Origin of the sequence: Luteibacter sp. 22Crub2.1, assembly GCF_900167995.1 — a bacterium.
Taxonomy (GTDB): Bacteria; Pseudomonadota; Gammaproteobacteria; order Xanthomonadales; family Rhodanobacteraceae; genus Luteibacter; species Luteibacter mycovicinus.
Map to the genome: position 1 here is coordinate 143,706 of NZ_FUYT01000013.1, position 20,177 is coordinate 163,882.

General features: G+C 67.7%; 17 protein-coding genes. 9 read left to right on the forward strand and 8 right to left on the reverse strand.

Translation table 11 applies throughout. The features are described 5' to 3' along the window. Positions 1-73: 73 nt before the first annotated feature. Positions 74-1,591, forward strand: a complete 1,518-nt coding sequence (locus tag B5X73_RS14825) for an RICIN domain-containing protein (RefSeq protein WP_079522366.1) — start codon at positions 74-76, stop codon at positions 1,589-1,591. 19 nt (positions 1,592-1,610) lie between these two features. On the opposite strand, the gene purD is transcribed toward B5X73_RS14825, so the two are convergent. The 6 genes from purD to B5X73_RS14855 form a co-directional block, all read right to left on the reverse strand. Continuing rightward, on the reverse strand, positions 1,611-2,894 hold the full coding sequence (gene purD, locus B5X73_RS14830) for a phosphoribosylamine--glycine ligase (RefSeq protein WP_079522367.1): 1,284 nt from the start codon (positions 2,892-2,894) through the stop codon (positions 1,611-1,613). 33 nt (positions 2,895-2,927) lie between these two features. Further along, positions 2,928-4,292, reverse strand: coding sequence for an AMP-binding protein (locus B5X73_RS14835; RefSeq protein ID WP_079522368.1), 1,365 nt, complete (start codon positions 4,290-4,292; stop codon positions 2,928-2,930). A gap of 15 nt (positions 4,293-4,307) precedes the next feature. Next, entirely contained in the window at positions 4,308-4,877 is a 570-nt protein-coding gene (locus tag B5X73_RS14840) for an L-threonylcarbamoyladenylate synthase type 1 TsaC (RefSeq protein WP_079522369.1), read from the reverse strand. Position 4,878: 1 nt separating this feature from the next. Next, positions 4,879-7,431, reverse strand: coding sequence for a DNA topoisomerase I (locus B5X73_RS14845; protein WP_079522370.1), 2,553 nt, complete (start codon positions 7,429-7,431; stop codon positions 4,879-4,881). A 100-nt stretch (positions 7,432-7,531) separates the two neighbouring features. Beyond that, on the reverse strand, positions 7,532-8,674 hold the full coding sequence (gene dprA / locus B5X73_RS14850; RefSeq protein ID WP_079522371.1) for a DNA-processing protein DprA: 1,143 nt from the start codon (positions 8,672-8,674) through the stop codon (positions 7,532-7,534). Positions 8,675-8,736: 62 nt separating this feature from the next. Next, positions 8,737-9,888 carry a LysM peptidoglycan-binding domain-containing protein gene (locus B5X73_RS14855; protein WP_079522372.1) on the reverse strand — a complete coding sequence of 384 codons (1,152 nt, stop codon included), beginning with the start codon at positions 9,886-9,888 and terminating at the stop codon, positions 8,737-8,739. Positions 9,889-10,097: 209 nt separating this feature from the next. On the opposite strand from B5X73_RS14855, the gene def reads away from it, so the two are divergent. Genes def through rsmB form a run of 3 tightly spaced genes read left to right on the forward strand, consistent with a single transcriptional unit; the run spans position 10,098 to position 12,855 of the window. Then, positions 10,098-10,601: a peptide deformylase gene (gene def / locus B5X73_RS14860; RefSeq protein WP_036109486.1), complete on the forward strand. Its 504-nt coding sequence runs from the start codon at positions 10,098-10,100 to the stop codon at positions 10,599-10,601. Between the two features lie 2 nt (positions 10,602-10,603). Continuing rightward, the gene (fmt, locus tag B5X73_RS14865; protein ID WP_176167854.1) at positions 10,604-11,551 is read left to right on the forward strand and encodes a methionyl-tRNA formyltransferase; all 948 of its coding nucleotides are present in this window, start codon (positions 10,604-10,606) and stop codon (positions 11,549-11,551) included. Next, positions 11,548-12,855: a 16S rRNA (cytosine(967)-C(5))-methyltransferase RsmB gene (gene rsmB / locus B5X73_RS14870; RefSeq protein WP_254857309.1), complete on the forward strand. Its 1,308-nt coding sequence runs from the start codon at positions 11,548-11,550 to the stop codon at positions 12,853-12,855. The genes fmt and rsmB overlap by 4 nt, the downstream gene beginning before the upstream one ends. On the opposite strand, the gene B5X73_RS20675 is transcribed toward rsmB, so the two are convergent. After that, a complete protein-coding gene (locus B5X73_RS20675) occupies positions 12,852-13,985 on the reverse strand; it encodes a glycosyltransferase family 4 protein (RefSeq protein WP_139382795.1) in 1,134 nt (377 codons plus the stop codon). The genes rsmB and B5X73_RS20675 overlap by 4 nt on opposite strands. 162 nt (positions 13,986-14,147) lie before the next feature. On the opposite strand from B5X73_RS20675, the gene B5X73_RS20680 reads away from it, so the two are divergent. Genes B5X73_RS20680 through B5X73_RS14890 form a run of 4 tightly spaced genes read left to right on the forward strand, consistent with a single transcriptional unit; the run spans position 14,148 to position 18,708 of the window. Continuing rightward, on the forward strand, positions 14,148-15,404 hold the full coding sequence (locus tag B5X73_RS20680; protein WP_139382796.1) for an O-antigen ligase family protein: 1,257 nt from the start codon (positions 14,148-14,150) through the stop codon (positions 15,402-15,404). 1 nt (position 15,405) lies between these two features. Next, entirely contained in the window at positions 15,406-16,404 is a 999-nt protein-coding gene (locus tag B5X73_RS14880; protein ID WP_079522374.1) for a glycosyltransferase, read from the forward strand. 40 nt (positions 16,405-16,444) lie between these two features. Then, entirely contained in the window at positions 16,445-18,388 is a 1,944-nt protein-coding gene (locus tag B5X73_RS14885) for an ArnT family glycosyltransferase (RefSeq protein WP_079522375.1), read from the forward strand. After that, on the forward strand, positions 18,385-18,708 hold the full coding sequence (locus B5X73_RS14890; protein WP_036116966.1) for a tetratricopeptide repeat protein: 324 nt from the start codon (positions 18,385-18,387) through the stop codon (positions 18,706-18,708). Before B5X73_RS14885 ends, B5X73_RS14890 begins: the two co-directional genes overlap by 4 nt. Here B5X73_RS14890 and B5X73_RS14895 read toward each other — a convergent pair. Beyond that, the gene (locus B5X73_RS14895) at positions 18,683-19,588 is read right to left on the reverse strand and encodes an LpxL/LpxP family acyltransferase (protein WP_079522376.1); all 906 of its coding nucleotides are present in this window, start codon (positions 19,586-19,588) and stop codon (positions 18,683-18,685) included. The two genes, B5X73_RS14890 and B5X73_RS14895, sit on opposite strands and share 26 nt — an antisense overlap. A 100-nt stretch (positions 19,589-19,688) precedes the next feature. Here B5X73_RS14895 and dtd point away from each other — a divergent pair, with 100 nt between their 5' ends. Next, positions 19,689-20,129 carry a D-aminoacyl-tRNA deacylase gene (dtd, locus tag B5X73_RS14900; RefSeq protein ID WP_036109472.1) on the forward strand — a complete coding sequence of 147 codons (441 nt, stop codon included), beginning with the start codon at positions 19,689-19,691 and terminating at the stop codon, positions 20,127-20,129. Positions 20,130-20,177 lie beyond the last annotated feature (48 nt).

Sequence of the window (20,177 nt, forward strand, 5' to 3'; positions counted from 1 at the left end):
TTCCTACGTCGCCGCCTGCAAGCAGATGCCATCCTGACCGGCGTGACTGCCCACGATCCAAGGAAGACAACCCATGACAAGAAGGAAGAGAGCACCGGACCCCACGCGCCACCCGGAACCCTGGCTTGTCGCCACCGTGCTCGCGGCGGCGCCTTTCGCGGCCGTCGTCGCTCAGGACGCACGCACCGTCGGCGGTTACGTGCCACGCATGGAAGTGCGCGACAGCGACGTCTTCGACAACGGCCGCAGCATCCACCACGACATCGTCGTCGTCCGGGAAGTGAGTCCCAGCGTCGACGAGAAGGTCGTCATCGTGAAGACCGTCGTCAACCAGCTGCCTGGCGTGCAGGGTCTTCACATGTGGGGAGGCCGCGAGCCCGAGGACAACTACGGAAACATCCTGACCCTGCCCCTTCTTTACGAGGTGGAGACCACCCTGACCGCACCGGACCTGCGGGAAGGACAGGTACGCCTGATTTCGCAGGCACCCCGTTCGGACGGCGCGACCGATCGCACGTTCGTGGACAAGGTCGGCGTGAAAACCAGCGTGGGCGCGGGGGCGAGTGCGGAACTGACGTCGGCCGTTTCGAAAGACAGCGGCTTCTCATGGGGGAAGCTGCCTGTCTCGTTCAACGCGGGATTCGAGCAGACGTCGGAGCGCAGCGTCGCGATGACGCTGAAGGATTACTTCACCGAGAGCGCCGTCACGAAGAACGCCGCGGGTGAGGCATCGGCGCTGTGGCGTTTCCGGCTGGCGCCCGACATCGCCAGCGACGTCTGGTATTCGTACTCGCACTATCGGGTGGGGCCAGGCTGGCTCTTCAAGCTCCCCACGACGACTCCGATGATGCAGCGAGCCACGATCGAGACCGTCTCGGAGTGGCGCCTCCCGGGTGGCTACAGCGGTCCCATCGACATCGCCACGCGCAGTTCGGTGGACAACTCCACGCGGCTCGCGCCGACGTCATCGATGGAGACATGGCGCGACGAGGACGCCGGCATCGGGCATCTGACGCGCATCGATCTCGGCTCGCCGCATCTCGAACGGCAACCCGTCGTCAGGTTGCAATCTCTCGCAGGCGAGGGCCACTGCCTCACCCAGTCACAGCGGGACCAGCCTGCCGTGACGTTGACGCCGTGCAAAGGCGGCACCGACGGTGCGGAGCAGCAGTGGTATCTCGACAGCGACCACACTTATCGCAACGTCGCGAGCCGGCTCTGCCTTGCGGCGGATCCGGCGGGTGGCGGCGTCAGGACAGAAGCCTGCGCAGGCTCCATGCTGAACAAGCAGTGGCAATGGCGCGCCGACCGCCTGCACTCCACCTACATGGACGGAGGTTCCTGGCGCCTTCATGTACGCGACGGCGTACCCCGGGCTATCTTCGACCCCGTGCGACACCAGGAGATCGGCAGCAACCCATTCCATCACCTGCTGCGCCCGTGGTCGTCGTATCCGCAGGCACCGACGCCGGGCGACGTCGTGCCGGCCGTTGCGGGTGCCTCTCCCGCCATCTCCCAGGGGCTGCTCCGGCACACGGCGGTCAGTGCGGAAGAACGTTGGCAACCTTTGCCGATCGATTCGAACCGCTAGCCCACGTAGCGTGGCGGCCTCACGCTCGTGAGAGCGCGCGGTGTGCGATGTCGTGGCGGAAATACATGTCGGCGAACCGCACGCTGCCGAGCGCCTCGTAGGCCGACGCGCGGGCGGCCGCCACGTCCACGCCCAGCGCGCAGACGGTGAGTACTCTGCCCCCGGCGGTGACGGCCTGCCCGTCGGCATTGTCGGCCGTACCCGCATGGAACACCTTCACGTCCGCACCGAAGTCACCCTCCGCGCCGGTGATCACATCGCCGGCGCGGACCTTGCCCGGATAGCCGCCCGCGGCGAGCACCACGCCCAGCGACGGGCGCGGATCCCACTCGGCGGTGACGTCGCCGACGCGGCCATCCAGCGCCGCCTCGATCAGATCGACCAGGTCCGAACGGAGGCGCAGCATGATCGGCTGCGTTTCCGGATCGCCAAAGCGCACGTTGAACTCGATGACCTTCGGCGCGCCCGCCTTGTCGATCATCAGCCCGGCATAGAGAAACCCGGTGAACGGCGCACCGTCGGCGATCATGCCGTCAAGGGTGGGCTGGATGATCTCGCGCATGACCCGCGCCGAGACCTCGTCGGTCACGACCGGGGCTGGCGAATAGGCACCCATGCCGCCCGTGTTCGGGCCGAGATCGCCGTCGTCGCGCCGCTTGTGATCCTGGCTGGTCGCCATCGGCAGCGCATGCCTGCCATCGGCGATGACGATGAAGCTGGCTTCCTCCCCGTCGAGGAATTCTTCGATGACCACACGGGACGAAGCGTCACCGAAGGCCTGCTGACCGAGCATGTCCTCGAGCGCGGCTTCCGCGTCGGCGAGCGTCATGGCGACCACCACGCCTTTACCGGCGGCGAGGCCGTCGGCCTTGATGACGATCGGGGCGCCGGTACCGCGCACATGCGCGAGCGCAGGCGCCAGCTCGGTAAAGACCGCGTAGTGCGCCGTAGGAATGCCGTGGCGGGCGAGGAAGTCCTTGGCGAAGGCCTTGCTGCCCTCCAGCTGTGCGGCGGCGGCCGAAGGGCCGAAGCAGCGCAAGCCTTCGGCGGTGAAGCGGTCGACCACACCGGCGACGAGGGGGACTTCGGGGCCGACCACGGTGAGGCCTACGCCCTCGGCTTTCGCCAGGGCCACGAGACCGTCGATGTCGGTGACCGGGACTGAGGCGTTACGGAGGCCCGGCTCGCGTGACGTGCCCGCGTTGCCGGGAGCGACGATGACCTCGTCGACGCGGCCCGACTGGCCGAGTTTCCAGGCAAGCGCGTGTTCGCGACCGCCGCCGCCGATAACGAGGACCTTCATGCTGCTTCTCCCGACAAGTAGCCGGAGATTCTATCAGCCGCGTGCGGCCAGCATTTCCAACAGGAGGCCGCGCGGCAATTTGCCGGTCTCGTTGCGCGGCAGCGCCTCCACGACGCGCAGCCGGCGCGGCAGAAACACCGGGTCCATCGCCTGGCGCAAGGCGGCCAGTACGGCCTGCTCGGTCATCCCCGGCGCTACCACGAGGCCCGCGATGCGGCGGATGCCGGAGGCGTCGGCATCGTCGAGCTGGAACAGTACGCCGTCGCGCACGCCGTCGATGGCCAGCAGACGGCGATTGAGGTCGCCCAGCGAAGCGCGCTTGCCGGCGATCTCGAGGAGATCGGTGTTCCGGCCGCGGAGCTGGAAGCGGCGCCCGCCGTCGTGCAGCGAGACGATGTCGGCAAGGGCGATCGGCTCAGCGAGCTGCGGCGCATCGACCAGGGTCCCGTCAGGCTGCGGATGCAGCGTCACACCCTGGTAGAGCGACCAGTTGTCGTCGGTCGCGGTACGTCGACTGGCGAAGACGCAGGTTTCGGTCGAACCGAACACCTCGTGCAGGGGTGCGCCGAAGCGCTCTTCCGCCGCACGCGCCAGCTCCACCGGCATCGGCGCGGTGGCGGAGACGAACGCGGCGAGGCTCGGCAGAACGACGCCGGACTCGACCAGCGCGCGAAGGTGCACGGGCGTCGTCACGAGTGCGCGCGGTTCCGGCATCGAGGCCAGCGCGGCGGCGACATCGGCCGGGAAAAACGGGCGCCCCGAATGGACGCTCACTTCGGACAGCAACGGCATCAGGACCGACATCTCCATGCCGTACATGTGCTGCGGGGGCACCGTGGCGACCACATCGAAGGCGCGTCCGATGGTGCCACCGAGCATCGCGGCGTTACCGGCATTGCTGGCGACGAAGCTGCCCCAGGTCTTTACGTTGGGCTTGGGCCTGCCGGTGGACCCGGAGGTGTAACCGATGGCGACCACGGCGTCCGTCGGGATCGAGGGCACCTCACCGCCGGCCAACGACGTATCGTCCAGCGTCGGCATGCGCAGGTAGCCGGCCGGTGCGGGCGCCAGGGCCAGCTCGCCGATGGCGTAGGAGCCAGGGTGGCTGGCCATGACCTCGTCGACCGCATGCGTCGCGCGCGAGGGGGGCAAGAGGTTGATCTGGCCACGCGTGACCAGCGCCGCGAAGGCGACGAGGAAGGCGTAACGGTCCTCGCAGAGGTTGACGGCGCTGTCGGCCTCGGGAAGCAACGCGGCCACCTGGCGGACGTGGGCCAGGAAGGTGGACGCGGTGACGGCACGGCCGTCACGCCAGGCGATGGCGCGCGACGGCGCGCCTACCAGCAACGGCAACGATGGCGCGGTCTCGCGCCCGGTGATTTCGTAAACGGTCGACAACGTGATTCCCCCCTGTCAGGCGCGGATGATAGCGCCGGTGAGGGCGTCGCGGATGGTGGTCGGGCGCTCCTGGCCGCCCAGCGGAGCGTCCAGCGCAGCATCGAGGCGGTCGCCGAAATAGCGCTCGAGAGTCGCTACGTCGCGAGCAGGCGGCTCGCCATGCGGGTTCGCGCTGGTCGACACGAGCGGTGCGCCGAACGCCCGGCAGAGCGCCGCCGATGGCTCGTGCGCCGTCACTCGCAGGGCGATGCCGGCGTGTGCGCCCGCCACCCAGGCCGGTACGCGCGCGCTACGGGGAAACACCCAGGTATGTGGGCCTGGCCATGAGCCGCGGACATCGCGAAGGATGTCCGGAGAAACGGCGGCTACATCGATATACGGCTCGACCTGTGCGAAGTCCGCCGCGATGAGCAATACACCCTGAGTCGGCGGACGCCCCTTCAGCGCGAACAGACGCTCGAACGCGCCTTGATCGTGGGGATCGCAACCGAGGCCGAAAACGGCCTCGGTGGGATAGGCGATGACGCCACCCTGCCGAAGCCGAGCGGCCGCCAGGGCGACATCGGAAAGATCGAAACGTCGCATATCAGTCCGCGGCAGGCGCCGCCGTTTTCGATACCGGGGCCGCGGTCTTTTTCACCGCCGCCTTTTTGGTTGCGCTTTTCTTCGTGGCGGCCTTCTTCGCGGCCGTCTTCTTCGTGGCAGTCTTCTTCGTGGCCGTCTTCTTCGTCGCAGTCTTCCTGGCGGCCGTCTTTTTAACGGCCGTCTTCTTCACCGCGGCGTCCTTAGTCGTTGCCGTCTTCTTTGCCGCGGCCTTCTTTGTCGCGGTTTTCTTGGCGGCGCGACCACCACGCGGCTTCTTGACCGGTGCGGCGGCGAGCAACTCGCGACATTCGGCCTCGGTCAGCGACTTGGGCTCCTTGTCCTTCGGGATGCGCGCATTCTTCTCACCGTCGGTGATGTACGGCCCGTAGCGGCCGTTCAGCACCTGCACGCCGTCACCGAAGTCGGTGATGATGCGGTTCGCGATGGCTTCGAGCTTCTCCTGAACGAGCTGCAGGGCCCGCGGCAGCTCGATGGTGTACGGGTCATCTTCCGGCTTGAGCGAGGCGTACGTGCTGCCCTGCTTCACGAACGGCCCGAAACGACCGACACCGACCGTGACATCGTCACCGGCTTCCGACTGGCCGAGGTTGCGCGGCAGCTTGAACAGCTCCATCGCCTCTTCGAGGGTAATGGTATGCATGCTCTGGCCGGGGCGCAGGCTGGCATAGGTCGGCTTGGCCTCGTCGTCCTTGGTGCCGATCTGGGCATAGGCGCCGTAGCGACCCAGGCGCACCGACACGGGCTTGCCCGATTTCGGATCGTCGCCCAGTTCGCGCGCACCGGTGGCCTCGTTACGGTCGACCGATTCGGTCTTGTCGTCGACCAGCGTCTTGAACGGCTGCCAGAAGCGCTCGAGCAGCGGCACCCAGGCCTCCTCACCGCGGCTGACGGCGTCGAGCTCGTCTTCCAGCCGGGCGGTGAAGTCGTAATCGACGTACTGGGTGAAGTGCCCCGACAGGAACTGGCTGACCGCGCGGCCGACGTCGGTCGGCTTGAAGCGCCGGCTTTCGAGCAGGACGTATTCGCGACTGAGCAGCACCTGGATGATGCTGGCGTAAGTCGACGGACGACCGATGCCGTATTCCTCGAGCGTCTTGACCAGGCTCGCTTCCGAGAAGCGCGGCGGCGGCTCGGTGAAGTGCTGGTCGGCCACGATGGCGGCGACAGGCACCACCTCGCCCTGCTTCAGGCGCGGCAGACGACGCTGATCTTCATCCTCGTCACCCTTCTGATCCTTGCCCTCTTCATAGACGGCCAGGAAGCCGGGATCGATGACCGTGGTGCCCGTGGCGCGGAACGCGGAGTCGCCGACCGGAAATTCCACGGAAACCGTATTCAGCGTAGCGTGGATCATCTGGCAGGCGACGGTGCGCTTCCAGATCAGCTCGTACAGCTTGCGCTGGTCGTCATTGAGGAACGACGCGACGCTGCGCGGCGTACGCATGGCTGAGGTCGGGCGGATCGCCTCGTGCGCTTCCTGGGCATTCTTGGACTTGGACTTGTAGACCTGTACCGCGTCAGGCAGGGCGTTCTTGCCGTATTCGCTGGCGATCAGCCCGCGCAGCTCGGCGACCGCATCGTCGGACAGCGCCACGGAGTCCGTACGCATGTAGCTGATGAGGCCGACGTTGCCCTCGCTGCCGATGCTCACACCTTCATAGAGGCCCTGGGCCACACGCATGGTGCGGCTGGTCGAGAAACCGAGCTTGCGCGCGGCCTCCTGCTGCAGGGTGGAGGTGGTGAACGGCGGCGCGGGACGGCGCTTGCGCTCCTTGCTGGCGACCTCGCCCACCGTGAAATTGCCGGCGGCGGCACGCTCGAGCGCGGAACGCGCGGCGGTGGCATCGGCCTCGTTGGTGAGGTCGAACTGCTCGAATTTCTTGCCGTCGAGCCGCACGAGGCGGGCGTCGAACGCACCGTCCTTGTGGGTCAGGTTGGCCTGGATCGTCCAGTACTCGCGGGCCTGGAACGCTTCGATCTCGAGCTCGCGCTCGACGATCATCCGCAGCGCGGGCGACTGCACACGGCCAGCCGACAGGCCGCGCTGCACCTTGCGCCAGAGCACCGGCGACAGGTTGAAGCCGACCAGATAGTCCAGCGCGCGACGCGCCTGCTGGGCGTCGACCATGTCGTGCGAGAGCTGTCGCGGATTGGCGACGGCTTCCTTGATGGCCTTGGGCGTGATTTCACTGAAGACCACCCGCTGGACGTCCTTGCCCGCCAGCAGGCCGCGTTCGCGGAGGATCTCGCTGATGTGCCAGGAAATGGCCTCACCCTCGCGATCCAAGTCGGTCGCGAGATAGATGCTGCTTGCCGCCTTGGCCGCCTTGGCGATCGCATCGACGTGTTTCTCGTTGCGCTCGATGACCTCGTAAGCCATGGCGAAGCCGTGTTCCGGGTCGACCGCGCCCTCTTTGGGTCGCAGATCGCGCACGTGACCGTACGACGCCAGCACCTGGAAGTCGGCCCCCAGGTACTTGTTGATCGTCTTGGCCTTGGCCGGCGACTCGACGATGAGGAGGTTCTTTGCCATGCGTTAACCGATTCCAAAGGCCGCCGGGGCGAGTGGACCCCAGGGCATGTATATATTTAGTGGGGGCATACCACCGTGATGCCTGTCAAGCGCCGGATGCTTACATCACGCGCTGATAACGGTTTCCGGGGAGGCTTGCGACCTCACCTTCCAGCTCCAGCATCAACAACATGGAAGACAATGGCCCCGCAGCGAGACCCGTCGTGCCCACCAGGGCGTCCAGAGAAGCGGGATCGTACCCCATGACGTCGAGCAGGCGGCGATATTCCTCATCCTCGCGCCAGTCGAAGGGGCCGCGCTTCGCCCGCCCGGTGGCCGGCTTCGCCTCGCCGGCGGCCAGCCGCTCACGCAGCTGAGCCCCCAGTTCCATGGCCGCGGGGGCCAGCGCCGCGAGGACCTCGTCGGGACGCTGGACCAGACGGGCGCCTTCGGCGATCAGCGAGTGACAGCCCTCGGCCAGGGGGTTGTGGATGGAGCCAGGCAATGCGAAGACGTCCCTGCCCTGCTCCCCGGCGACGCGCGCGGTGATCAGCGACCCCGAACGCAGGCCGGCCTCGATCACGACGACGCCCAGGCTCAGGCCGGCGATGATGCGGTTGCGCTCGGGGAAATGGCGGGGCAGCACGGCGGTACCCGGCGAGTATTCGCTGACGATGGCCCCGTGAGCCGCGATACGGCGGGCCAGGGCGTGGTGCTTGCGCGGGTAGACCCGGTCGGGGCCGGTGCCGATCACGGCGATGGTGGGCTGTCCGGCGTCCAGGGCCGCCTCGTGCGCCGCGCCGTCGATGCCGTCCGCCATTCCGCTGGTCACCACGAGGCCACCGTCGGCCAGCCCGGCCGCGAACCGCCGTGCATTGGCGAGTCCCGGGACCTGAGCCTTTCGTGCGCCGACGATGGCGACCTGGGGTCGCAGGAGCAGCGAAGCGTCACCTTTGACGAAGAGCGCCGCGGGCGGATCCGGGATGGCCTCCAGCTGCGGGGGGAAGTCTTCTTCCGTGCACAGCAGCAGGCGCTGGTCGTCGGCGCCCTTCACCCAGGCCAGATCGGCGGCCAACGCAGCTTCGTCCGGCTGAGCCAGCCAGTCGCGGCCCTCGGGTTTCAGGGCGCTCTCGTGCCGGGTCAGCCAGCCCAGCAACGCCGATGCGCTGCCACGTGCGACGAGCCCCTCCCGCAGGTTTCGCGGCATGAGGCCCGGGGTCCGCAGAAGGATCAGCCAGGCGCGAAGGTCTTCGGTGTCGGTCATCCGCGCAGTGTAGACACTGCGCGGCGACTTACTGTCAGCGGGCGGCTTGACGCCACCGGCGATTATTCCGGCAGAACGAGCTTCTCGCCCTTCTTGATCGGCCGGAGTGCGTCCATCACGAGCGCGTAGCTGACATGGTCGAACGTGCGGAAAACCATGATGTGGCCCGCGAACTCGTCCGGCAGCTTGACCTTCGGCGACGTGTCGCGGCGCTTGTAGTTGCCCCTGACTTCGTCGGGAATGACTTCGCCCTGATCCATCACCGTGAAGGTGGCACCGTTGTCGACGCCGTCGGCCGAGCCGGCGGAAATCGATACGACCTGGCGGCTGCCGGCGTAGTTGCCGTCCGCGATGCCGATGACGCGGCCGTCCGCCGGCACGCCCTTTGCGGCGTGCGGATAGAAGTACGGGTCGTAGGGCGTTTCGTCGATCTGCGTAAGGCGATCACCCTTGCGGATTTCCAGGGTCGAATCGACCAGGACCAGGCTCGTCACGTCGCCCTTGGTCGCGATGACTTCCGCCGTGCCGATGACCGATACCTCGACACCGCGATCGTCACCCTTGCCGGTGTGCGTGTCGTGACGCGAATCTTCCTGCCAGGGGCTGTTGGCCATCGAGGCGTCGCTGTCCAGTTCGTCCGCGACGAACGAACCGTGGCCCGGGTTGTTCAGCATGTCCAGACCACCGGGGTTTCCGCCATGGTCGCGGAAGCGATTGGTCGGGCGGACGATGGCCCAGCGCTGACCCAGCTGCGCCGAGTCCAGATCACGGGCGTAGATCTTGTTGCCCGGCGAGGCGCGCAGGTGCGATTCCTCGAACCCGACGAGGTACGGCAGCTGTTCGACCGCGTCGGCGTCCATGACACGCATTTCCTTCAGGAACATGCGCAGGTCGCCGAGCGGGATGGCCGCGACCGCTTCGCCTTCATGGCGGATGCCCGGCTGCAGGCCGACACGCGGGCCGCCTCCGGTCATCGAAAGATTCAGAACGTCACCCGGGTAGATCAGGTGCGGGTTGCGGACCTGGGGATTGGCCTGCCAGATTTCCGGCCACAGCCATGGCTTGCTCAGAAAGCGGGCGGAAATATCCCACAGCGTGTCGCCCTTGCGGACCGTATAGGTATCCGGATGGTCGGGACGTAGCTGTGCCGCTGCGGCATAAACGGCCACAGTGAAGAACATGCCGCCGAGCAGCATGGCGAACTTCTTGATCATGCGGGATTTCCCCCTTCCCCGGTGCTGTCGCGAGTGTAACTGAATCGTTAACGGGCACAATACGTGGCGTCACTCGCCCGGCCCTCGGCGCGCGCGTAGAATACAGGCTCATCCTACAGGTTGCCGCTGGTTGGATTTCGCCGATTTGCCCGCAAATTTGCGGTCAGGCAGGCGCCGCAGTGGCCCGCGCATACGTTCAAGGTGACACCGTGTCCACCCTCACCATCCTCGAATTCCCCGATCCCCGCCTGCGTACCGTCGCGGCGCCGGTCACCGTCTTCGACGCCGAACTCAAGCAGTTCGTCGCGGATATGTACGAGACGATGTACGCCGCGAACGGCGTCGGGCTGGCCGCCACCCAGGTCAACGTGCACCAGCGCGTCCTCGTCGCCGACATGAGCGACAACCGCGACGAGCCGATGGTGCTGATCAATCCGGAGATCCTCGAGAAGGACGGCCAGCAGGTCTATCAGGAAGGTTGCCTGTCGTTTCCCGGCATCTATGCCGACGTGACCCGTGCGCTGCACGTCAAGGTTCGCGCGCAGGATGCCGACGGCAAGGAAATCCTCGTGGACGTCGAAGGCCCGCTCGCGGTGTGCATCCAGCATGAGATGGACCATCTCGCCGGCAAGGTCTTCGTCGACTACCTGTCGCCCCTCAAGCGCGGCATGCTGCTGAAACGCATGGAAAAGCAGCGCAAGGCAAGCGCCTGAGCGTGGCCGGTCGTCCTCTGCGCGTGGTGTTCGCCGGAACACCCGACTTCGCCGTTCCGTGTTTCGAGGCCTGCCGCACTTCCGGCGCCGACGTCGTGGCCGTATACACGCAGCCCGACCGGCCCGCCGGCCGCGGGCGCAAGCTCGCCGCCAGCCCGGTCAAGGAAGCGGCGCTCGCCGCCGGGGTCCCGGTCGAACAACCGGAATCGTTCAAGGCCCAGGCCGACCGCGATCGCCTGGCTGCCCACGCACCCGACCTCATGGTCGTGGTCGCTTACGGGCTGATTCTTCCCCGCAAGGTACTGGCGATTCCACGGCTGGGCTGCTGGAACGTCCACGCGTCCCTGCTGCCGCGCTGGCGCGGCGCGGCGCCCATCCAGCGGGCGATCCTGGCCGGCGACGAAGAGTCCGGCGTCGACCTGATGCAGATGGAAGCGGGTCTGGATACGGGTCCCGTACTGATCGAACGGCGCACCCCCATCACCGGCGACGACACGGGCGGCAGTCTGCACGACCGGCTGTCCGCGCTCGGCGCGGACGCGCTGGCCGAAGGCCTTCGTCGTGTCATGAACGGCGAAACCCTTGTCGCCCGTACGCAGGCGGAAGACGGCGTGGAGTACGCGCACAAGCTCGACAAGGCCGAGGCTCGCCTCGACTTCTCGCTGACGGCGATCGCGCTGGAACGCAAGGTGCGGGCGTTCGATCCATGGCCCGTCGCGGAAGCCGATATCGCGGGCGAACGCCTGCGTATCTGGTCGGCGCGCGCGATCGACGCGGAGACGGCCGGAACCACGCCGGGACAGGTACTGCGTGTCTCGCGCGAGGGTCTCGACATCGCCTGCGCCGACGGTGCCCTGCGCCTGCTTGCCGTCCAGCGGCCCGGTGGCCGCCGGATCGGCATCGTCGACTACCTCAATGCGCGTCCGGAGCTGAAGCAGGCGGTCTCGTGAGTCGGACGATCTCGGTCCGTGCCCTGGCCGCCGAAGCGCTGGCCGATATCGCCCTGTCAGGGCACTCGCTGCGCGAAGTGGCCGACCGGGCTCTCCCCCGTCTCCCCGATGCCCGCGACCGGGCGCTTCTCACCGCCCTCCTCAATGAAGGTGCGCGCTGGTGGCCCCGGTTCGACGCCGCGCTCGACCGCCTCCTGGCCAAACCCATTCGGCGGAGCGAGCCGGTCATCCACGCCCTGCTGGTGACCGCGCTGGTCCAGCTCGAGATCCTCGAGATGCCGGGTTATGCCGCCGTGGCCGCCACGGTGGAAGCCGTGCGCGAACTACGCCGCCCGCGACTTGCCGGCATGGCCAACGCCGTACTGCGCCGCTGGCAGCGCGAGCGCGAGGCCCTGCTGGCCGACCTCGATGCGACGCCGGCCACGCGGCATGCTCATCCGGCGTGGCTGGCCAAGGCTATCGCGCGCGACTGGCCCGGCCACGCGGAGGCGGTCATGGCTGCGGCCAATCACGAGCCGCCGCTGATGCTGCGCGTGAATCGTCGACGCGCGGGGCGCGACGCGGTCGCCGACCGCTTGCGTGAGGCCGGTCAGGAGATCGCCGCGCACACGTGGCTGGCGGACGGTCTGGTACTCCCCCACAGCACCGATGTGACGCGCCTGCCCGGATTCGCCGAAGGCCACTTCGCCGTCCAGGACGGCGCCGCCCAGGTGCCGGCCGACCTGCTCGATCTGGCCAGCGGCCAGCGCGTGCTCGATGCCTGCGCCGCCCCCGGCGGAAAGGCCTGCCACGCGCTGGAACGCTCGGATATCACCCTCGTCGCCGTGGAATCCGAGGCGCGACGCGCACTGCGCATCACCCAGAATCTGGACCGCCTCGGCCTCGCTGCCGACGTCATCGTCGGCGACGCGGGCGACGTGCGGGCCTGGTGGGATGGCAAACCCTTCGATCGCGTCATGATCGACGCCCCCTGCTCGGCTACCGGCGTCATTCGCCGCCGACCGGACGTACGTCTGCATCGCCGCGCCGCCGATATCGAAGCGCTCGTGGCACTACAGAGCCGCATCCTCTCCGCCTGCTGGGAAACCCTGGCACCCGGCGGCACGTTGCTTTACGTCACCTGCTCACTGCTGCGTGCCGAGAACGAGGGTGTGGTCGGTGCCTTCGTCGACGGTCGCGCCGATGCCTCCGTGCTGCCATTGACTCTGCCCGTGGGCCAGGCGGCCGCCATCGGCTGGCAGATCCTGCCCGGCGACGGCGACCTCGACGGCATGTACTACGCCCTGCTGCGCAAACAGGGCTAACCCGGCAGCGTGGCGAGCCTGAGTTCGCGGTAGAACGCTTCGGTGGCGTCGATGAAACGCTCCAGTCCGAACTCGGCCTCCGCATGTGCTCGCGCCGCGAAGCCCATCGCGGGCAGCTGGTCGCGCTCCTCGACCAGCCGGCGCAGGGCGGCGGCGATCGCATGCCGGTCGCGGGCCGGCACGATCCAGCCGTCTTCGCCCTGACGAATGTTTTCGGGCAACCCGGCGTAGTCGCTGACGAGCACGGGCTTCTCCATCGCCATCATTTCGCGGCAGGCGAAGGAAATCGTTTCGACGTCCCAGGACAGGACGAATCCGGCATCGAGCGTCGCCACCAGCGGCCGGACGTCGTCGAGCCGGCCGGCAAAGTGCACCTGCGATGCCACGCCCAGGGCTTCGATACGGCGGCGGTCTTCCGCGTCGGGAAGACCGCCGGCAAGGACGACACGAAGGCGATCGCGCCAGGCCGGTTCCAGCGACGCCAGCGCTTCGATGAGGTCCATCCAACCCTTGTAGCTGGCCGTACCCGCATTGCTGCCAATCAGCAGCGGTGCTTCCGCGGTGGCAGGCGCCAGCCATCCGGCACGAAGCGTCGTATCGGCAGGTCGCGGCGCGAAGCGATCGATGTCGACCCCATTGAAAACGGTGACCACACGGCAGCGCGCATAAGGCGAAGCCATCACCTGCCGGTGCACGTAGTCGCAGACGGCAATGACGCCATCGGTGCCGACGCGGGCCCGCCAGGCGTTTCCGATGCCGGACATCGGCTTGGAGTTGTGCTTGGTGAGCACGATGGCCGGGCGACGGCGCAGTCCACGCACGGCGGCAATGACCAGACGATGGTCGGCGGAGCCATTGACGTGGATGACGTCGAACCGATGCTCAGCCAGATAGGCCGACAACTGCTGGCGCGCGCGGCGCCGTGCCGGCAGCTTGCCCAGGCCGTTCGGATAGGGCTGGTCGAGCACATGCACGCCGGCAAGCGCGCGGGCCTCGCGATTCAGACGGCTACCCGGCGGCGCGGCGACGTGCACCTCATGCCGGCCCGACAGTCCGCGCGCGAGGCTGATCAGGTAAGTCGTATGGCCGCCACCGTCGCCGGCGTGGAAATTGGTAAACAGGAGCTTCATCGCCCGGGCGGGTCCTTACGGAAGCTGAATTGGCGCCGCTCACCCGGAACCGCACGGAGAGGCATCCGCGATCCGTTAAAGTACCATGCCCTCGCGCCGCCCCGGCGGCACGAGCCGGTGACGGCGAGGCCGCCGTGCCGTTCCGATCCCAGCAGGTGCCGAGTGCTCGACAAAACGAATCCGTGGCGCGTGTGGATCCTCTCGCTGCTCATCGCGATCATGCCGCTGTCCTTCGCCTTGCCGGTCAAGGCCAAGGCAATCCCTGCGCTGATCCTGTTTCTGACGGGGCTCTGGGTGCTCGCGACGCGTGCCGACGTCCGTCGCGCCTACCGCCGCGCGGCGCCCGTACTCGTACCCGCCGCCATCGCCTTCATCTTCTGGGCCCTCAACGTCGGCGCCCACGGGGTGAACTGGCGCGAGTTCGACGTCACGTCGCACATCCTTGCGTTTCTGGTCATCGCGGCGACGTTCGCCCTGCCGCTGCGGACCGCCGCCCTTCGCGTCGGCTTCAGCGGATCGGCGGGCGTTCTGGGCCTGATCTGCGTCGAACAGCATTACATCGAGCATATCGACCGCGCCTACGGCATCAACAACGGCGAATGGGGTGCCATCGAATTCGGCATGTTCATGCTGGTGCTGTCACTCATCGCCATCGTGCAGGCCCTGCGGGGTGAACTCCGGTCGCGCGAGCGCGCGATGCATGCGGTCTTCGCCGTCATGGGCTTCTATGGCGCGCTGCTGACGCAGAGCCGCGGCCCTCTGCTGGCGTTCGTCCCCGTCTTCGCGGCACTGATGCTGATCCAGGGTCGCCGGACGGGACGCTGGCGCCAGAGCGTGCTGGCCCTGGTCATCGGTGTGGCCGCCGCCGGCCTGGCGGCGACGACGCTGCACGGCGAGATGGTGGAGCGCCTGGCCGCCGTGAAAGACGAAGTAGCCACCTACAGCGAACAGGACGCCACCGGCGCCGTGCGTGAGCGCCTCGAAATGTGGCGCACCGCACGAATGGCCGTGATCGCGCACCCCGTCACCGGCGTCGGCATGAACCAGTTCGGCCCCTTCGCCCGGGCGCGGATCGCCGATGGCGAGGTCAATCCGTCGGTGGTCCGCTATGACCATCCGCACAGCGAGTACCTCGAATGGGCGGCGACGGGCGGCATCCCGGGCCTGCTGGTCCTCGTGCTGCTCTTCGGTGGCTCGCTGATCTATTTCGGGCGGCATGCGCTGAACCGCGATAACGCCATCGCCATGCCGGCATGCGCCGGATTCTCGACGACGGCCATGTACGCGCTATGCGCCCTCACCGACAATGTCTTCTATCGGGCGATGCCACACTCGTTGTATTTCTTCCTCACGCTGGGACTCGCCGTTTACGTCGGACGCGCGCTCGATCGGCACCGCACCGACGCAGGAGCGTCCTGAGATGGCCCACATCAACCTCATCGCCTGGGACAACGGTCGCGGGCTCACGCACGATATCCGTCTCTTCGAGAACGCCTTGCGCGAACTCGGTCACCAGGTGACGGTGACGCGGACGCCGCAGCGCAATCATGGATGGCCGTGGCGGGCCTGGGCGCAGCGTGCCGCCATGTTCGGGCGCTGGCTGACCGGCCGCGGTCCGCGGCGCTACGACCTCGGCCTGACGATCGAGCACGTGCACCCGGGCTACCTGCCGATGTCCCGGCGCAATGCGCTCATTCCCCATCCGGAATGGATGAGCAAACGCGACCGCCGCCACCTGCATCGTTTCGACACCATCCTGTGCAAGACTGACAGCGCGATGAAGACGTTCGGCGGGATGGGGCTGCGCACCGCCCACATCGGATTCATCAGCACGGACTGCCGTCGTGAAGGTGTCGCACGCGACCGCGCCTTCCTGCATCTTGCCGGCGGCAGCCGCATGAAGGGGACCGAGCGCCTGCTCGACGTCTGGCGCCGGCACCCGGAGTGGCCGACCCTGCATGTGCTCCAGTCACCGTCGGTGGCCGCACCGGACCGACCACCGGCCGCACCGAACCTCGATCACCAGGTGACCTTCCTGCCCGACGTGGAATCGATCTACCGCCTGCAAAACGCACACCGTTTCCACCTCTGCCTGTCCGAGGCCGAGGGCTGGGGCCACTACATCGTCGAAGCCATGAGCTGCGGTGCCGTGGTACTGGTCACGGACGGTGCGCCGATGAACGAACTGGTCGACGACACGCGAGGGATGCGCGTCCCCGCGCACGAAAACGGCACGCTCAACGCCGCCACGTTGTGGAAGTTCGACGAAGAGGGGCTCGAAGCATGCGTCGAGCGCATCGTCGGTATGTCCGATGCCGAGGTCGAGGCCCTTGGCGAGGCCGCACGCAACTGGTACGACGCCAATCAGGCCGGGTTCCCCGCGCGTCTGGGGCACGCCCTGGACACGTTGCTCCGGTGAAGCGTTTAGAATTCCTGATCCCTTAACGGTGACGACGCCCTTGTCCAACAGCGCCTATACCCGATCGGAACATGTCCGCGCCCTCTGGCCATGGCTGCCCCTGTGGGCCGCGATGGCGTTGCTCGCGATCTTTTCCCACGGTCCGATGCCGATGTTTTCCACGCGGACCCTCGCGGTCGCCTGGGAAATGTGGGCGCACGGTCACTGGCTGGTGCCGTACATCAACGGCGAGCCGTACAGTGAAAAGGTGCCGCTGCTGTTCTGGATGATCCACGCCGGCTGGGCCGTGTTCGGGGTCAACGATGTGTGGCCGCGCCTCCTCGAGGTCCTCTTCGGCGGCACGCAGCTCGTACTGGCCTCCGTTCTGGCCGGGCGCCTCTTTCCGACGCGCCCGTGGGTGGCCAAGGCCACGCCGTGGCTGCTTATGGGCTTCGCCTACGCGTTTCTGTTCGGCCTGCAGATCATGTACGAGGTGCTCCTCGTCGTCTGGGTACTGGCCGCGCTGCTCACCCTCACCCCGACCGCCACGCGTGCGGAGCCCCGCTGGTGGCTGTTCGGCCTGTTCGTTGGCGCGGGCCTGCTGACCAAGGGGCCGGTGATGGCCCTGCACGTGCTGTTCCCCCTGCTCTTCGGCCCCCTGTGGAACGACTGGGCTCGGCAGAACAAGGCACGCTGGTATGGCTTCGGCGTGCTCGGCCTGCTGCTCGGCTTCGCGATCCTGCTGGCCTGGGCACTGCCGGCCGGGCAGGCCGGTGGCGAGGCTTACCGCCAGCGTCTGTTCTTCACCCAGACCGCCGGCCGGGTGGTCGAAACGCATAACGCCGACCTGCAGAACCACGCCCGTCCCGCCTGGTACTACCTGGTTTTCCTGCCGGTCATCGTGTTCCCGCTCAGCGGCTGGCTGCGCGGGATCGTCGCGCTGCCGACGGCACTGTTCCGCAAACCATGGCGCGCCGGCACCGGTGGGGCGATCGCCTGTGCGGTCGTCGCCCTGGTGCTCCTGCTGACTTCCGCCGCGTTCGCGCATTTCCCGCCGCTGGCCGAGAAGCTGCTGCTGATCCTCGTGATCGCGCCGCTGTTTGTCGCGCTGATGCGGCAGCCGCTGGAGACGGGGCTGCGTTTCCTGCTGGTCTGGCTGCTGCCGGCGCTGCTGGTCTTTTCACTGGTCACCGGCAAGCAGCTGTACTACCTGCTGCCCGAACTGGCCGGTGTCACGATGCTGGTGGCCGCGTCGGTGGCCGACCTGCGCGAGCGCCACAAGGCGCTGGCCACGAGCTATGCCCTGGGCACCTGGCCGCTCTCGGTCGGCGCCTTCCTGCTCGCTATCGCCTTGTTCGCCATGCCGTCCGTGGTGCCTTCGCGCTTCCCGGACAACATGTGGCTGACCGGCATGGCGCCGTATGCGCGCTTCTTCGGTGTGATCTTCATCGTGCTCGGCGCGCTGTTGCTGTTGCGCGGTCGCGGCGAGATGCGCCGGCTGGCCTTCGCCGGCCTGATCGGCACCGTGTCGCTCAATGCCCTGTTCACGCTGGGCCTCTGGTACCGCTACGACCTGGCGCCCGCCTCCCAGTTCCTGGCGCAGGCCGACGCGGCCGGGCGCCCCATCGGCAATCTGGGCGTCTCGTATAACGGCCAGTACCACTTCGCCGGCCGCCTGATGCACCCGATCGCACGCATCAACGTCGTGCCCGGTATGGCGGCGCCCATGGAAGACGACGAAGACGACGCCGTGCACGACGGTGACAGCCTCGACGACTTCGCGCGCCATCACGCCGACGGCGTCATCATCTCCTACGCCAAGCATCCGCCCGCGGAAGCCTTCCGCTACGCCCGGCTGATCCAGCCGTCGCGCACCGGATGGCTCATGATCTGGGATGCCGGCACGCTGGCCGCGCTGCAATCCGGACGGGCTCCGCCCGAGCCGAAGCAGCCCACCCTGCTCTACCCGCAGGAGTATTGGCGCACACGGACGGCAGTCCGGTGACCGATCCCCTCGTCGAGCGTCTGCGAGCTCAGGTGGGCGGCCCGAGGGACGGGGCGCTGCTGCGCTTCTCCATCGGTAACGCGCTTCTGGGCGACGGGATGTACGACGAGGCCGCCACGTCGTTCCGCGAGGCGCTGGCGTTCGACCGCGACTACTCCGCGGCGTGGAAACTGCTCGGCAAGGCGCTGCTCGCGAAAGACGACGAGACAGGCGCGGCCGACGCATGGCGCGAGGGGGTCGACGCGGCCACGCGTCGCGGCGACATTCAGGCCGGCAAGGAAATGACCGTTTTCCTCAACCGGCTGTCGCGGAAGAGCTGACCTTGTAGGGGTCGGGGCGATCGTGCGCCGTGAACCGCTTGTAGTGCCACTGGTACTGCGGAAAGGCACGTTCCACGCATTGCTCGACGCCACGATTCAGTGCCGCACAGGCGACTTTCAGGTCCGTGCTGTCGATGCCTCCGGGCGCCGGCAGGATGTGGATTCGAAAGCCTTCGCCATCGGCCAGGCGCTCGGCGAAGCTGAAGAGCACCGTCGCGCCGGTGCGAGCCGCAAGACGCGGCAGCAGCACCATCGTCAGCGCATCCACGCCGAAGAAGGGCGCGAACTCGCCCTCGCCTTCGCGCGGTTTCTGGTCGGGCAGGATGCCGACCGTGCCACCGGCACCGAGACGCTTGAACAGCGTGCGCACACCGGCGCCCTCGGCCCGCACCTGCTCCGGCGCCAGCTTGCCCCGCACCTTGCGTAACAGAGCCTCGATGGCCTGAATACGCGGCGGGCGATACAGAATGGCCATGGGCGTCTTGCTGCACAGCCAGTAATTGAGCAGCTCCCAGCAGCCGAGGTGTGGCGCGGCGATGATGGTGCCCTTGCCGGACGCGAGCGCCGCCTCGAACAGCTCGCCGCCGACCACTTCGCGGACCAGGCCGAGCGACCGGTCGGCGCCGCCGCCCCAGATCGCCGCCACCTCCGTCACCGACTTGCCGGACTCTTCCATGGTCTGGACGAGAAGCCGTTCGCGATCCCCTGCCAACAGCTCCGGCCGGGTCAGTCGCAGGTTGACCGCGCTGTAGCGGGCGCTGCGCGACTTCGAGCGCAGCGAACGGCGCCCGATCCACGCGCCTGCGCGGTGAACAGTTCGCAGGGACAGCAGGCTGACCAGACGGAGCAGGAGGTAGAGGAGATAGATATCCGGACGCATCCGGAGAAGTGTAAGGCAAGGCGGCCCGGACCGACTCCGCCGCTGTAAAGCCTCGCGCGCACGCTTTAAGCTTGGCGCCCCCTGGCCGTTAAACCCCTACATGATTGCATTGATTCAGCGTGTCGAATCCGCGCGCGTCGACGTCGACGGGCAGACCGTGGGCGCCATCGGCGCCGGCCTGCTTGTTCTCGTCGCGGTGGAGCCGGGCGACGGCGAGGCCCAGTGCACCCGGATGCTCGAGCGGCTGCTTGGCTACCGTGTGTTCTCCGATGCCGAGGGCAAGATGAACCTGGCGCTGTCGGACACCGGCGGCGGACTGCTGCTCGTCAGCCAGTTCACCCTGGCGGCCGATACCCGCAAGGGCATGCGCCCCAGCTTCACCACCGCGGCGCCGCCGGAAGAAGGCCGGCGCTGGTTCGACCGGCTGGTCGATCTGGCCCGGGTGGCCCACCCGGGGGTGGAAACCGGACGCTTCGGTGCCCATATGAAGGTTCACCTGATCAACGATGGCCCGGTCACCTTCCGTCTGGAGGTGCGCTGAGGCGTCAGTGCGCGGGGCTTCGTCCCCGTCTCCCTCCTCATCGTGGCG

What these genes read in the sequence shown, in the direction of transcription:
- B5X73_RS14825 (WP_079522366.1), top strand. Translation starts at nt 74, where the DNA reads ATGACAAGAAGGAAGAGAGCACCGGACCCCACGCGCCACCCGGAACCC.
- purD (WP_079522367.1), bottom strand. Translation starts at nt 2,894, where the DNA reads ATGAAGGTCCTCGTTATCGGCGGCGGCGGTCGCGAACACGCGCTTGCC.
- B5X73_RS14840 (WP_079522369.1), bottom strand. Translation starts at nt 4,877, where the DNA reads ATGCGACGTTTCGATCTTTCCGATGTCGCCCTGGCGGCCGCTCGGCTT.
- B5X73_RS14845 (WP_079522370.1), bottom strand. Translation starts at nt 7,431, where the DNA reads ATGGCAAAGAACCTCCTCATCGTCGAGTCGCCGGCCAAGGCCAAGACG.
- dprA (WP_079522371.1), bottom strand. Translation starts at nt 8,674, where the DNA reads ATGACCGACACCGAAGACCTTCGCGCCTGGCTGATCCTTCTGCGGACC.
- B5X73_RS14855 (WP_079522372.1), bottom strand. Translation starts at nt 9,888, where the DNA reads ATGATCAAGAAGTTCGCCATGCTGCTCGGCGGCATGTTCTTCACTGTG.
- B5X73_RS20675 (WP_139382795.1), bottom strand. Translation starts at nt 13,985, where the DNA reads ATGAAGCTCCTGTTTACCAATTTCCACGCCGGCGACGGTGGCGGCCAT.
- B5X73_RS14880 (WP_079522374.1), top strand. Translation starts at nt 15,406, where the DNA reads ATGGCCCACATCAACCTCATCGCCTGGGACAACGGTCGCGGGCTCACG.
- B5X73_RS14895 (WP_079522376.1), bottom strand. Translation starts at nt 19,588, where the DNA reads ATGCGTCCGGATATCTATCTCCTCTACCTCCTGCTCCGTCTGGTCAGC.
- dtd (WP_036109472.1), top strand. Translation starts at nt 19,689, where the DNA reads ATGATTGCATTGATTCAGCGTGTCGAATCCGCGCGCGTCGACGTCGAC.